Source organism: Nocardia coubleae NBRC 108252 (assembly GCF_001612805.1).
GTDB classification, from domain to species: domain Bacteria; phylum Actinomycetota; class Actinomycetes; order Mycobacteriales; family Mycobacteriaceae; genus Nocardia; species Nocardia coubleae.
Window position 1 is genome coordinate 464,504 of sequence record NZ_BDBD01000004.1, and the last position, 13,556, is coordinate 478,059.

General features: G+C 70.1%; 14 protein-coding genes. 2 read left to right on the plus strand and 12 right to left on the minus strand.

Features of this window, described 5'->3' with window-relative positions:
- Window positions 1-9: 9 nt before the first annotated feature.
- The 8 genes from NCO8_RS04025 to NCO8_RS04060 all read right to left on the minus strand — a co-directional run bounded on the left by NCO8_RS04025 (window position 10) and on the right by NCO8_RS04060 (window position 7,130).
- The gene (locus NCO8_RS04025) at window positions 10-1,209 is read right to left on the minus strand and encodes a winged helix-turn-helix domain-containing protein (protein ID WP_067636355.1); all 1,200 of its coding nucleotides are present in this window, start codon (window positions 1,207-1,209) and stop codon (window positions 10-12) included.
- Window positions 1,210-1,245: 36 nt separating this feature from the next.
- Window positions 1,246-2,271, minus strand: a complete 1,026-nt coding sequence (locus NCO8_RS04030) for a DUF8320 family protein (protein ID WP_067636357.1) — start codon at window positions 2,269-2,271, stop codon at window positions 1,246-1,248.
- Entirely contained in the window at window positions 2,264-3,478 is a 1,215-nt protein-coding gene (locus tag NCO8_RS04035; protein ID WP_067636359.1) for a sensor histidine kinase, read from the minus strand. Before NCO8_RS04035 ends, NCO8_RS04030 begins: the two co-directional genes overlap by 8 nt.
- Window positions 3,475-4,167 (minus strand): response regulator transcription factor, encoded by a 693-nt coding sequence (locus NCO8_RS04040; RefSeq protein ID WP_067492691.1) that lies wholly within the window; start codon window positions 4,165-4,167, stop codon window positions 3,475-3,477. The genes NCO8_RS04035 and NCO8_RS04040 overlap by 4 nt, the downstream gene beginning before the upstream one ends.
- Before the next feature lie 86 nt (window positions 4,168-4,253).
- Window positions 4,254-4,706: a flavodoxin family protein gene (locus tag NCO8_RS04045; protein WP_067492689.1), complete on the minus strand. Its 453-nt coding sequence runs from the start codon at window positions 4,704-4,706 to the stop codon at window positions 4,254-4,256.
- Window positions 4,707-4,709: 3 nt separating this feature from the next.
- Window positions 4,710-5,210: a hypothetical protein gene (locus NCO8_RS04050; RefSeq protein WP_245655221.1), complete on the minus strand. Its 501-nt coding sequence runs from the start codon at window positions 5,208-5,210 to the stop codon at window positions 4,710-4,712.
- Window positions 5,207-5,953, minus strand: coding sequence for a 4-hydroxy-tetrahydrodipicolinate reductase (dapB, locus tag NCO8_RS04055; protein WP_084456483.1), 747 nt, complete (start codon window positions 5,951-5,953; stop codon window positions 5,207-5,209). Before dapB ends, NCO8_RS04050 begins: the two co-directional genes overlap by 4 nt.
- A gap of 70 nt (window positions 5,954-6,023) precedes the next feature.
- The gene (locus NCO8_RS04060) at window positions 6,024-7,130 is read right to left on the minus strand and encodes a zinc-binding dehydrogenase (RefSeq protein ID WP_067636362.1); all 1,107 of its coding nucleotides are present in this window, start codon (window positions 7,128-7,130) and stop codon (window positions 6,024-6,026) included.
- A gap of 135 nt (window positions 7,131-7,265) precedes the next feature.
- Between NCO8_RS04060 and NCO8_RS04065 the strand changes: the two genes are divergently transcribed.
- Window positions 7,266-7,661 carry a VOC family protein gene (locus tag NCO8_RS04065; protein ID WP_067492972.1) on the plus strand — a complete coding sequence of 132 codons (396 nt, stop codon included), beginning with the start codon at window positions 7,266-7,268 and terminating at the stop codon, window positions 7,659-7,661.
- A gap of 48 nt (window positions 7,662-7,709) precedes the next feature.
- Here NCO8_RS04065 and NCO8_RS04070 read toward each other — a convergent pair whose 3' ends face one another.
- The gene (locus NCO8_RS04070; protein ID WP_067636364.1) at window positions 7,710-8,909 is read right to left on the minus strand and encodes an MFS transporter; all 1,200 of its coding nucleotides are present in this window, start codon (window positions 8,907-8,909) and stop codon (window positions 7,710-7,712) included.
- A gap of 92 nt (window positions 8,910-9,001) precedes the next feature.
- Between NCO8_RS04070 and NCO8_RS04075 the strand changes: the two genes are divergently transcribed.
- Window positions 9,002-9,361 carry an ArsR/SmtB family transcription factor gene (locus tag NCO8_RS04075; protein ID WP_067636365.1) on the plus strand — a complete coding sequence of 120 codons (360 nt, stop codon included), beginning with the start codon at window positions 9,002-9,004 and terminating at the stop codon, window positions 9,359-9,361.
- A 62-nt stretch (window positions 9,362-9,423) separates the two neighbouring features.
- Here the strand turns inward: NCO8_RS04075 and NCO8_RS04080 are convergent, their stop codons facing one another.
- From NCO8_RS04080 to NCO8_RS04090, 3 genes are all read right to left on the minus strand, one after another.
- Window positions 9,424-10,929 (minus strand): tetratricopeptide repeat protein, encoded by a 1,506-nt coding sequence (locus NCO8_RS04080; protein WP_067636367.1) that lies wholly within the window; start codon window positions 10,927-10,929, stop codon window positions 9,424-9,426.
- A 115-nt stretch (window positions 10,930-11,044) separates the two neighbouring features.
- Window positions 11,045-12,622, minus strand: coding sequence for a tetratricopeptide repeat protein (locus NCO8_RS04085; protein ID WP_067636369.1), 1,578 nt, complete (start codon window positions 12,620-12,622; stop codon window positions 11,045-11,047).
- A 136-nt stretch (window positions 12,623-12,758) separates the two neighbouring features.
- Window positions 12,759-13,529, minus strand: coding sequence for a response regulator (locus tag NCO8_RS04090; RefSeq protein ID WP_245655222.1), 771 nt, complete (start codon window positions 13,527-13,529; stop codon window positions 12,759-12,761).
- Window positions 13,530-13,556: the final 27 nt, after the last annotated feature.

The window sequence follows — 13,556 nt, forward strand, 5'->3', positions numbered from 1 at the left end:
CGCACCCGGTCATAACAGCGGGGCCAGGTCGCCGCGTTCGCCGATCACCACCTCGTCGAGTTCGAGCCAGTCCGCCATCTCCCGCAGCGCGCCGCGCAGCGCGTGGGCGGTCTCGGCGGTGGCGTGGCCGGGTTCGGCGAACGCGGCGGGCGCGAGCAGCCGCCCGGTCGCGCGTTCGGCGCGCAGGTCTACCCGGCCGACGAGCTTGCCGTCGAGCAGGAACGGGAAGACGTAATACCCGTGCACCCGTTGGGGTTCGGGTGTGTAGATCTCGATGCGGTAGTGGAAGTCGAAGATCCGCTGCGTGCGCGGCCGGAAGAAGATGAGCGGGTCGAACGGGCACAGCAGGGCCGCACCGGTGATCCGGCGCGGGATACTCGCCTCCGGGTGCAGGTAGGCCGGTGCGTCCCAGCCGTCGACATCGACCGGGACGAGTTCGCCCGCGTCGACGAGTTCGGCGATGGCCGGGGCACTCTGGCGGCGGTGCAGCCGGTAGTAGTCGCGCAGGTCGGGCTCGGTGGCGATGCCGAGCGCCCGGCTCGCGCGGCGCACCAGCTCCCGCACCGCGTCGGCTTCGGCGATCTCACGCTCACGGATGTCGGCGGAGACGACGCGCTCGGTGAGGTCGTAGTGGCGGGTGAACCCGACCCGGCGCGCGGTGGACAACTCGCCCGCGGCGAACAGCTGTTCGCAGATCAGTTTGGTGTCGCTGAGATTCCACCAGGTGCCCTTGGGTCGCGGCTTGTCGAGTTCGAGATGCCGTTCGATCTCGCGGGCGCTGGCCGCACCGACCTCGGTGACCACGTCGAGGATGTCCTTGCCGAGCGTCGGGTTGCGTTCGGCCGCCTTCCGCATGCCCGCCCACCGGCCGTGTTCGTATTCGGCCATGCGCCACCGCATCAGCGGCCAGTCGGCGACCGGGATGAGCGCGGCCTCGTGTGCCCAGTACTCGACGAGGCCGCGCCTGGCGCGTGGGCTGTCGCTCCAGGCGGCGCCGTCGAGCAGGGTGCGATCGTAGGGGCCGATCCGGCTGAACACCGGCGCGTAGTGGGCGCGTACCACCGCCGAGACCGAATCCAGTTGCAGCAGACGGGTTCTGGCCACCACATCGAGAATCGCCCGCCGTTTGGGGTTGGCCGGGCGGCGTTTGCCGAAACCCTGGGCGGCCAGCGCGATCCGCCGGGCCGCCGCCGCATTCATCCGCTGCATGCCACCACCCTGGCACAGGGGTACGACAGGTTCCGGTCAGGTGGAAACCCGCACGTCACCGGCGGTATCGATCTCGATGCGCCGGTCACCGTCGGGTCCGGTGGCCAGCACCGTCGCCACCCAGCGCCTACCGATGGGCAGCACCCGCACGGTGACGGTGCCCGCCCGGGCCGCGTCCAGTGCCTCGACGGCGGCCTCGATCACGTTGCGCCGCACCCATTCCGGGACACCACGGAAGCCACCGTCGTCGAGCAGTGTCACCTCCACGCCGCGCGCCCGCGCCCCCCGTGCGGCGGCGCTGAGGCGTTCGGTGACCAGTTCGGGGGCGCGCAATCCGTCGCGCAGTTCGGCTTCGAGCAGCCTGCACTGTTCGCGTTCGTCGTCGGTGAGTTCGCGGCCCTCGGCGATGCGGGTCAGGATCGGGCCCGCCACCTGGTCGAGCCGGACCAGCTGACGGTCCCGCTCGGCGGTCGCCGCGTGCAGGGCCGCCTCGGTGGCGGCGCGTAGATTCGCCTGCGATCCCAGCTCGCGCAGCGAGCGCTGGGTGGGCCGCACGATGGCCATGAACACCGTCACCGCGCCGACGGTCGCGATCGGGGTCAGCGCGCGCACCACGGTTTCCGCGTGCCAGTCGGTGAACACCCCGAGTGTCATGAGCACCGAGGCGGCCGCGGCCACGCCGAGCCAGGCCGCACCGACCCGCCCGCGCAGGACGAGCATGGCCAGCAGGTACGAAGTGGGATAGGCCGTCCACAACTGGTTGGAGAAGCCCGAAGGGTTCTGCACCCACGGCACGGTCAGCGCCATCGCCATCGGTCCGGCGGCCGCGACGAACACCGTGGGCGGCCAGGGCAACGGATCCATCGGGAACACCAGCACCACCAGCGCGGCCGCCGCCATCAGCAGCAGCGCGGCCGTGGCGGGCAGTAGTGGGGCGATGCCGAAGTTCACCCGCAGGTGCATCACGATGGTCGCTTCGAAGATGACGACGAACAGCCAGGCGGTTCCGTCGCTGAGGCCGAACAGGTCACGCATCCCGAACGGCAGGTCGCGCTCAGCCATCGCTGGCCCACACCAGGGTGACCACGGTGCCCGCGCCGGGCGAGGACTCGACGAACGCCGCGCCGCCCGCGAGGGTGCGCATGCGGCCGAGGATGCTGCCGGCGATGCCCATCCGGTCGGCCGGGACGCGGGCCGGGTCGAAGCCGACGCCGTCGTCGGTGAGCACCACCCGGATGCCACCGGTCGCGATGGTCACCGACAAGCCACGCCGGACGATGCGACCGGGTGTACCCGCATGGCGCAAGCTGTTGCGCACCGCCTCCATGAGTGCCGCGCCGAGTACCCGCGCCGATTCCACCGGCAGCCGCAGGTCGGCACCGCGTGAGGAAACCTGAACGGGCAGTTCGGGATCCACTTCGCGCACCGCGTCGCGCAGGAACTCGACCGTGGCGGCGGCGTCGAAGTGGTCGATCTCGGGGGCGTTGCGCGACTGTTCGAGCTGTTCGAGGGTGCGCGCGGCCTGGCGGCGCAGCACCGGCGTCGACCCGGCACTGCGTGAGGCCTCCAGCAGGGTCGACAGCACCGCGTCGTGGATGAGTGCGGCGAAGCGGGCGCCTTCGCGTTCGCGGGCGGTGGTCGCCGCGACCGTCGCGGCACGCACCCGCTGCCGGATGGCCTCCCGGTCGACGCGTTCGGCGGCGGCCCGCGCGTACACCACGCACCACAGGAACAGCGCGGCCACACCGAGCGCCCGGGTGATGTCACCGACCAGCGTCCACATCGAACTGCCCGGGATCACCAGCACATTCGACACCGCGGCCACCGTCGCCAGCAGCGCGACGAAGACCGCAGCCACCCGCCGTGGCCATGCCAGACCGGCCGCCAGCGCACCGACGGCCAGTCCTCGGTAGGGCCAGGACGCGAACGAGCCGATGTAGGTCACCGAGTACAGCAGCGGTGTCACCGCCGCCGCCGCGAGATAGACCACCGCGGCGGCCCCGGCCGCACGCCGGATGGCGCGCACCGGGCCGCGCGCCGACACGATCGCCAGCACCGCGAACAGCACATAGGCGGACACGAGGTGGATCTCGGGCCAGCGGGCGAGGTAGACCGGTTGCACCAGCACCGCGGGCAATTCGAGCATCATCACGATCAGCGCACCGATCCCGATGACCACTCCGAGCCTGCGCAGGATCTGATCGGTCGCCGCGTGCGACAGGTCGATCTCGGCGACAGGTGCGGGCGCGGCGGCGACCGCGGTGCTCACGTGCGCTGCTGCCTCTCCGGCACGGGCAGCCACCCGTCCTCGACGGCCCGTTTGTACAGGTCGGTCTTGGTGGGCGCGGGCCTGCCCGCATCGGCGTATTTCTGCCGGATGCGGCCGAGGTAGTCGTTGACGGTCTGCTCCGACAGCCCCGTCAGGCGGGCCACACGCGAGGCCTTCTCGCCCGAGGCGTAGAGCATGAGCACTTCCTCCTGGCGCGGGCTCAGGCCCACGTCGGACAGCTGCGGGTCGCCATCGATGGCGGCGGCCCAGTCGGTGGTGACCACCTGTTCGCCGGAGGCGGCGCGGCGCACGGCATCGACCACGGTGGCCGCGCCCTCGGATTTGCGCAGCACGCCGAGCACGCCCGCCTTCGCGGCCGAGCGGACGAGGAAGGCGTTGTCGGCGCCGGTGAACACCAGCACCTCGATGCCGCGCTCGCGCAGCGCGGTGACGTTGTCCTCGGGGCTCGATCCGTCGGGCAGGCGCAGGTCGAGCACCACCAGGTCCAGGTCGTCGGCGTCGGCGAGCAAGCCCGCGACGGTCTCGGCGGTGGCGACCAGTTCCAGGTCGGGTTCGGGGCCGAGCATGGCGGCCAACCCGATCGCCACCGATTCGTGGTCCTCGACCAACCCGATCCGTCGCACCGTCTGCACCTCGGTCACCGACCACTCCCCATCTCGAACACCCATCCGCGGCCAGCCCGCAACACGTCGGGTCGAGTTCTACCGTATCGCCGGCGCGGATGTCAGCCACCAGAATTCGGGGCGAACCCCGCTTACCCCATCAGACCTGCGGCGATGGTGGCTCCGAGCTCCCAGCAACGCTCCAGTTCGGCCTTGCCCGGCGGCCCCGACACCACCACCGGCGCGGCCGCGCGCGTCCACCCGAGCCCGGTGGTGATCCGCTCGACACTCGCCTCGGCACCCTCGGTGCCCTCGTTGCCGTGCAGGTACAGCCCGTAGGGACGACCGCGGGTGGAGTCCAGGCACGGGTAGTAGATGGTGTCGAAGGCGTGTTTGAGGGCGCCGCTCATGTAGCCGAGGTTGGCCGGGGTGCCGAGCAGGTAGCCGTCGGCCTCCAGCACGTCGACGGCGGTGACAGCCAACGCGGCTCGGCGCACCACTTCCACGCCCTCGATCTCCGGGTCGGTGGCACCGGACAGGACCGCTTCGAACATCGCCTGCGTGTGCGGCGAGGGGGTGTGGTGGACGATCAGCAACCGGGCCATGAGCTACTTTCCGTCGCGTTCCAGTTTCTCCAGTGCCACCGCGCGGCGCATGGTTTCGCGGGCGCGGGTGCGGTCACCGGCATAGTCGTAGGCGCGAGCCAGGCGGTAGGAGCTGCGCCAGTTGTCCGGGTCTGCTTCCCATTCGGCCTTGACCTCGGCGAACAGGGCATCGGCCGCGTCGCGTTCGATGCGGCCGGACGGGCGGCGCGCCAGGTGCGAGGTGTCGACCTCGCGGCCCTCCTCGTGGATGCGCCGGGCCAGGCGCTGATGATCGAGGGCGGCCTGCAAGGTCGTCCACACGATCCACACGCCGACGATCGGCAGCAAGAGCATGCCGATGCCGATGGCGATGCCCGCCGGCTTGCCGTCGCCGATGTAGGCGATGGCAAGCCCACCGAGGCGGACGAAGTAGAACACCAGCGCCAGCACCAGGAAGGCAACGAGCGCAACGGTTTTCACGACCTGACGGTTCGGCTCGGCCTGGGTCACCGGATCGGCGCTCACAAGTCGAGGAACGGGTCGAGCCCGACGGTCAGGCCCGGCCGTCCGGCGATCTCACGAACCCCGAGCAGCACGCCGGGGGCGAAGGAGCTGCGGTCGATGGAGTCGTGACGGATGGTCAGCGTCTCGCCCTGGGTGCCGAAGAGCACCTCCTGGTGGGCCACGAGCCCGGCCAGGCGCACCGAGTGCACGCGCACCCCGTCGACATCGGCGCCGCGCGCACCCTCGAGTTCGGCCGTCGTCGCGTCGGGACTGCGCCCGACCCCGGCTTCGTCGCGGGCGGCGGCGATGAGCGCGGCGGTGCGGTAGGCCGTGCCCGAGGGCGCGTCGGCCTTGTTCGGGTGGTGCAGTTCGATGACCTCGACCGACTCGAAGAACCGCGCCGCCTGCTCGGCGAACCGCATCGACAGCACCGCGCCGATGGCGAAGTTCGGCGCGATCAGCACACCGACCTCGGGACGCTGCGCCAACCACCCGCGCACCTCGGTGAGCCGTGCCTCGTCGAAACCGGTGGTGCCGACCACGGCGTGGATGCCGTTCTCGATCAGGAACCTCAGGTTGCCCATCACCACATCGGGGTGGGTGAAGTCGACGACGACCTGGGTGCCGGTCTCGGTGAACGCTTCCAACGCGTCACCCTTGTCGACCTGGGCCACCAGCTCCAGATCGGCCGCCGCCTCCGCCGCCGCGCAGATGGCCTGCCCGACCTTGCCGCGTGCTCCGAGCATTCCGACCCGAATGGTCACCGCATCTCCTCGTCGTCGTTTCCGCTTGTCCGCAAGCCTATCGAGCAGGCACCGGCCGGGGACGCCGAGGTCAGCCGAAAACGATCACCTGCCGCAGCGCGGCGCCCGCGGCGAGTTCGTCCATGGCCTCGTTCACCGCGTCGAGTCCGATGCGCGCCGATACGAGCCGTTCCAGCGGCAGTTTCCCGGCGCGCCACATCCGCACGTACTCGGGGATGTCGCGGGCGGGCACGGCCGAGCCGAGGTAGCTGCCGATGATGGTTCGGCCCTGGGCGACCAGCGCGAGCGGGGAAATCGTGGCGGTGGCATCGGGAGCGGGCAGCCCGACCGTCACGGTGACACCACCGGGAGCCGTCGCGGCCACGGCGGTTTCGAAGGCACGAACGTTGCCCGCCGCCTCGATCACCACGTCGGCGTTCACCCCCTTGTCGACGATCTCGGCGGGCGTGAAGGCGGCGGTAGCGCCGAATTCCCGTGCCAGCGCCAGCTTTTCGGGAACGGTGTCGACGGCGATCACCTCGCCGAGCCCGAGCGACACCGCGACCAGCACCGCCGCCATCCCGACGCCACCGAGACCGACCACCATGATCCGGTCTCCCGCACCGGGTTTCGCGGCGTTGAGCAGTGCGCCGCCGCCGGTGAGTACCGCGCAGCCGAGGACGGCGGCCACCTCCGGCGGCACGTCGTCGTCGACCGGGACCACCGACCGCCGATCCACCACCGCGTGCGTGGCGAACCCGGAAACCCCCAGGTGATGGTGCACATCCTCGCCGTCGCGACGCAGCCGCCGCCCACCACCGAGCAGCTCACCCGCGTTGTTGGCCACACTGCCGGGCCCGCAGGGTGTGCGGCCGTTGCTGGCACAGCCCGCGCAGTCACCGCAGCGCGGCAGGAACGTCATCACCACACGCTGCCCCACCGTCACATCGTCGACACCGGCGCCGATCGCTTCGACGATGCCCGCCGCCTCGTGGCCGAGCAGCATCGGCACCGGACGCACCCGGTTGCCGTCGACCACCGACAGGTCCGAATGGCACAACCCGGCCGCCTCGATCCGCACCAGCAACTCGCCGTCACCCGGCTCGGCCAGCTCCAGTTCGCACACGGTGATCGGCCGCGACTGCGCGAACGGCGCCGGATCGGCGACACGTTCGAGAACGGCTCCACGAATCCTCATGGCGCGAACCTACCGCGCCATCGGCATTGCCGGACCCGGGATTCGGCGTTAATCTCGTTCCCGGTGACGGTGCTCCTGTCGGCCGCCTTGTACCGAGCCCAGGGTCGGCGCCGTCACGAACCAAGGAGAAATCCCCTGTCAGTACAGTTCAATCACACCATTGTCGGATGTCGGGACAATAGGGAAACCGCCGAATTCTGGGCGGACATCCTCGGGTTGGACATAGGAAAAGAGTGGGGTCCGTTCATTCCCATCCCGCTCGACAACGGTGTCACGTTCGATTTCGCGAAGGTGCCGCCGTTCGTTTCCGAGATCCAGCCGCAGCACTACGCGTTCCTGGTCTCCGAAGCCGAGTTCGACGCGGCCTATGCCAAGATCCAGCGCTACAAGCTGGACCATTGGGCCGATCCGCAGCAGCACGGCGTCAACGAGATCAATCACAACGACGGGGGCCGAGGCGTGTACTTCCTCGACCCCAACGGCCATTTCCTGGAACTGATCACCGTGCCCTACGGCGGTTGGCCCACATAAATGCCCGACCCCGTCCGGCCGTTTAACCCCGGCCGGACGGGGTGCTCCTCAGCCTTTCGCCCGGCTGCCGCGCAGCCCGAGCAGGGCGGCCAGCACACAGGCCACGGCGACGATCGCGATGAACCACGGGAATACCGTCGCGATTCCCCAGGTGGTCGCCGCCCAGCCCGCCGCGAGCGTCGGCAAAGCCATTGCCGAATACGCGAGCAGGTAATAGGCCGACATCGTTTCTCCGCGCCGATGCGGCGGCACCACTTCCGACAGATGGCGCAGCGAACCACCGAAGCCGAGCCCGAACGTCGCGCCTAGCACCAGCCCCGCGATCAGCACGGCCGCCGGTTGCCTGGTGGCCAGCGCCGGAATCGTGGCAAGCAGCGCGGCGGCCATCCCGAGGTCACCGATGATCGCGGCCTTGCGCGCCGGAATGCGGGTGGCGAACAATTGCGCGAGCGCACCGGCCAGGGCGGTCGAAGCCACCACCGCCCCACCGAACACCAGGTTGTGCACGCCGGTTTTCGCGGCAGCCAGCGACGGATACAGCGACAGCAGCACACCGAGCACCGACCAGGCGGCCATCACCCCGATCGCGGAGAACCAGAAATCTGCCCTGATCTCCTGGGGGACAGCGGGTTTGGCGATCGTGATGCGACCCTTCACGCGCGCGACGTGCGGTTCGCGCAACGCGAGGATCCCGGCCGCGGCGGCCAGGCAGATCACCGCGATCACCACGTACGGCGTGCGCAGCGGCGACGGCGCGTACTGGGCGAGCACAGCGGTGCCGAGCACCGCGATCGCGATGCCCACATTGAACGCCACCCCGCTGAGCTGACCGGACCGCGCGCCCCGCTCGGGTCGCAGATCCAGCAGCGCGGCGGCACCTGCCACCACGGTTGCCCCGACCGCCGCGCCGTGCAGGGCTCGCGCCAGCAGCAACATCGGCACCGAGTCGGCGAGCAGGAAGGCCAGCAGCCCGAGGATCATGGTGGCGAACGCGCCGACGATCACCGGCTTGCGCCCGATCACGTCGGACACGCGACCCGACACCAGTACCGCGCCGAGCGCGGCCACGGCGTACACGGCGAAGACCATCGTGGTGGTGAACGGCGACAGGTGCCATTCGGTTTCGTAGATTCCGTACAGCGGGGCGGGCGCCCCGGAGACACCGAGTGCCACGCCGGTGGCGGCGAGGACCAGCCCGTAGGCCCACCGCTGACCGGTTTCGGTCGGCACCATCGTTGTCGCTGCCATCGCAGCCCCCATCAGGTGAGTTTGATAACCATCGAACGAACCCGACCCTACGCCGGGTATGATGACTATCAAACCCGGGAGTGAGGTAGATCATGACGCAGGCTAAAGATCTCCCCGCGGCGCCCACCCTGCCCGTGGCGGAGCTGCCCGCCGTACTCGGCGCGCTGCACGATCCCGTGCGCCTGGAAATGGTGCGCCGCCTGAGCAACGCGGGCAGCCCGCTGCGCTGCTCGGCGCTCTACGACGCGATCAACAAGTCCACCGCGACACACCACTTCAAGATCCTGCGCGAAGCGGGTCTCATCGAGCGCCTCACCCTCGACGGCCAGACCTATCAGCGCCTGCGCACCGAAGATGTCGAATCGGCGGTCCCTGGATTGCTCCCCGCGGTCGTCGCCGCCGCCAACAGCGCTGCCGCGGCTGACGAGCGGCAGTCCTGCCCACGCGCCTAACGGTCACGGAGCGCCGGAGCCGACACCTGCTGCCGCGCGGCCCCGCGGACCGGTTGCCGCTGTCACCGGGTCGGGGTCACGGCTGGTACCCCCGTGACAGTCGGTGGTACGACCAGAGTCGGAACCCGCAGGGTCGGCATCGTCGGGAACTCGCGCGGTGAGATCGTCGGTGGTGCGGGCACCTTCACGAACTCACGCCCGCGCACCTCACCGTCGACGATTTCGCCGCCACCCCACCACACAGCCGCACCCGCCCCGGCCAGCAGGGCGCACACGATCGCCGCGATCACGGGCAGCCTGCGGTATCCCGCTCGATCGCGCCAGATCCCGATTCCGGCTTCCAGGACCAGGGTGAACAACACCGCACCGACCACGGCGAGGAACGCACCGAATACGGCAGGCTGACGCGCGAATCCGCGTGCGAGACCGGCGACGACGACCAGCGGCACCACGCAGATGCCGAGCACCATGATCTGCATTGCCGCGAAGTCGAAGCCGTCTTCCGGATCAGGGTCGTCACGGCCCGGTCGCAACCATGCCGTGTACAGCAGCAGATGCGCGAGCGCGGCCCCGAGCGCGCCGAGCACCAGCAGCCAGCTCCCGATCCGGATGAATGCCACGTACTCCGACCGCATCGCCACCGCGCCGAGTACGACACCGAACGCCGAGCCGACCACCACGAGCAGCGCGAACACCACGCGCGGGCGCAGCACGCGAGCCCGCAGATACCCGTCGGGCAGCTGCTTGCGCAGCTTGTGGAACACCCCGAACCAGGCGAGCGGAATCGCTGCCAGCAGCACCGGCGACACGATTCGGAGCAGCATCGCTGGCGCCCACATCGCCACGGCCGCATAGCAACCCGCGAAGAACCACACCCACGCCGCGAGTCGCATCAGCGCTCGCCAGTGCACTTCGGCGAGCAGCCGTCTCGCTTTGCTGTCCGTCGGCGCCTGGGCGAGGACACCGCGCAGCGTCGCCACCGCCGACTGCCTGCCGCCTTCGACGCCGCCGAACTCGAGCTGCGCCTGCATGCGGAGCAGGTCTGTGTGGGTCGGGTCGAGCTGGAGTCCCGCGCCGACATGGCGCCGGATCCCGTCGAAGTCGCCGAGACGCTGGTAGATCTCGGCGGCGGAGCAGTGCACACCGGCGTCGTCGGGCGCGAGTTCGACGGCCTCGCCGACGAGCACGGCGGCCCGGCCGCTGTCGCCGGCCGGTCCGAACGCGGTCATCCACGCCGCGAGCAACAGCGACGCGGGTTCGTGGGGCAACAACCGCAGGACGGTATCGCTGTGCTCGCGCGCCCGCCCCCACTCCCCCAGCATCGCCGCGCACATGGCGGCCAGCATCTGCGCTTCGGGCAGTTCCGGGTCGGCACCGACGGCGCGCCCCGCCCACCGCAACGCCTCTTGTGGATCGTCCAGCGCGAAGGCCGTGTTCCCCAGCGCCACAAGCAATTCCGGGTCGTCCGGCGCCTGCGCCAACACAGCCCCCAGAATCCCCCGAGCCTCCTCGGCCCGCCCGATCTCCAAAGCCACCCGCGCCCGCTCGAGCGCCGCCTGCACCGGCACGACTCTCTGCCCCCTCCCCTGGATTCCTCCGGCGCACACTACCGCCGTCGAGGTATTCAGGCCGCCCTACCTGCCGATCAAGACTCAGGTCGGGACGCCGAGAACATCGGAGTGATCAGCGATCAGGCGTCACAATCGGCGCCCGGCCGACGTCAGGTAGTCGGAAGTAGCTCGGCACATACAGTGTCGGCATCGGTAACACGCGTGGGGTCGTCATCGGTGGCACAGGCGCCACGGTCGGCAGCCGGACGAGGGTCGGTGTGGGTGTCACCGGGACCGTGCTCGGCGACGGGGCAGGTGCACGCACGACCGCACGGCTCCGCAGTACGCCGTCGTCGATTTCGCGACCACCCGACCACACCGCCGCCGTCGTCGCGGCCGCCACTGATACGAGGACCAGCACCAGCACGAACACCCGAGGCTTTCGCAGTACGGGCCCGTGCGGCCGAAGCTCACGAATCCATTCGATCAGGAACGTGAGCAAGGCGACGCCGAGCACAGCCGACAACGCCCCCGCTACTGCGGGCTGACGTGTCCAGCCCCGCACGAACCACACGATCACCGCTACCGGAACCAGGACCATCGTGGACACGACCAGTTGCCTGCCCGCGAACCCGGACCCGCCTTCCGGGGGAACGTCGCCCTGTCCGCGCCGGAACCAGGCCGCGAAGATCAGGAGATGGGCGAGCGCGGCCCCGAGCGCGCCGAGCACGAGCAGGCGGCAGCCGAACCGGACCACGGCGGCGTCGGCGGACCACATCGCCCCGGCTCCGACGACCACGGTCGCACCGGCGGCGACGGCCAGAACCAGCGCGAGCAGTACCGCCGGACGACGGCTGGTCCTGGCGCGTAGATAGTCCGGGGGAAGCTGGTCACGCAGCGCGCCGAACACCCCGGTCCACGCACGGACCAGGACGGCGATGAATATGACGGTCAGCAACCGCAGCAGCCAGGGTCTTCCCCAGATACCCATCGCCGCAACACATCCTGCGAAGACCCACACCCATGCGGCCAATCGCATGAGGGCCCGCCAGCATATTTCGGCGAGCATCAGCCGTGCGAAGTCGTAGGTCGGCGTCTGCGCCAGCAGGCTCCGTAGCGTGGCGACGGCGGCCGTTCTTCCGCTGAGCCCGGTGAATTCCGAGCGAGCTTGCAGGTACAGCAGTTCCGGCTGTGTCGGGTCGATCTCGAGGCCCGCCGCGCGGTGTCGCCGCGCCGCGTCGTGGTCGAGCAGGCGCGCGTAGATCGCGGCAGCGGACCGATGCACCTCGACGTCCTCGGGCGACAGCGCGATGGCTTCCGACAGCGCGGCGCGCGCCCGGACCGCATCACGGGGCGACCCGAACGCGCGCAACCAGGCCACCAGCAGCCATGAGGACGCGTCGTCGGGGAAAAGCCGCACGACGATGTCGCCGTGCGCGAAGGCGGTGGCCCAGTCACCGCGTGCCGCCGACGCTTTGGCGATCATCTCGTGCGCGCCCGCCGATTCGGGATCACCGACGGCCGCCTGTCCCGCGTAGTCGAGTGCCTTGTCGAACTCCGTACTCTCGTAGGCGATTTCGGCCAACTCGACCAGCACGTCCGGGTCGTCGTGCGCATGCGCCAGGGCCGTCCCCAGCACCCGGCGCGCCTCCTCGACGCGTCCGATCCGCCTGGCGGCACGCGCGCGTGCGAGCGCCCCCTCCACCGTCACAACCGTTCCCTCCCCGTCGACGTCGTACCGCTGTCGGTGATCGGTACGTCGCAGGCGAACCGCTCGGCGACCGGCGTCCACCGCGCACAACGTTACGGTGCGACCACGACAGTTCGCTCCCGCATCGCCACCGGAGTTACAACGGGCTCACCAGTCGGGTCTCATAGGCGTAGATCGCCGCCTGGGTCCGGTCGCGCAATTGCAGTTTGTCCAGTATCCGACCGACATGGGTTTTCACCGTCTGCTCGGAAATCACCATCTCCCCGGCGATCTCGGCATTCGACAACCCCCGCGCGATGAGTACCAGCACCTCGGTCTCCCGCGCGGTGAGCCCCGCCGCCTTCTCCGCCGACCGCACCGCCTGCCCCTGCCGGGCGAACTCGGACAACAGGCGCCTGGTGACCGAGGGGGCGAGCAGTGCCTCACCGGTGGCGACCACGCGCACCGCCTCACCGAGCGAACGGGCCGAGGACTCCTTCAGCAGGAACCCCGAGGCGCCCGCGCGCAGCGCCGAGTACACGTAGGCGTCGAGGTCGAAGGTGGTCAGCACGATCACCTTGGCCGGCCCGGCGGCGGTGATGCGCCGGGTGGCCTCGATCCCGTCGCACACCGGCATCCGCACATCCATCAGCACCACATCGGGGGCCAGCCGCTCGGTCTCGCGCACCGCCTGCTCACCGTCGGCGACCTGGCCGACGACGTCGATATCCGGCTGGGAGTCCAGCAGCACGCTCAAGCCCTCGCGCACCAGCTCCTGGTCGTCGGCGATCAGCACCCGGATGTTCGCCTTCGCCGCATCATGCGCCTGATAGTGATTGTCCGACAACGGAATTCGCCCCTCTGTGCGGACGGCGCGGTAGGCGCCGAACCGATCCGAACCACCCTGCGACATCAGCGTAATCGCCACCGCGCGAACGCACCGGGCAGCGCCGCA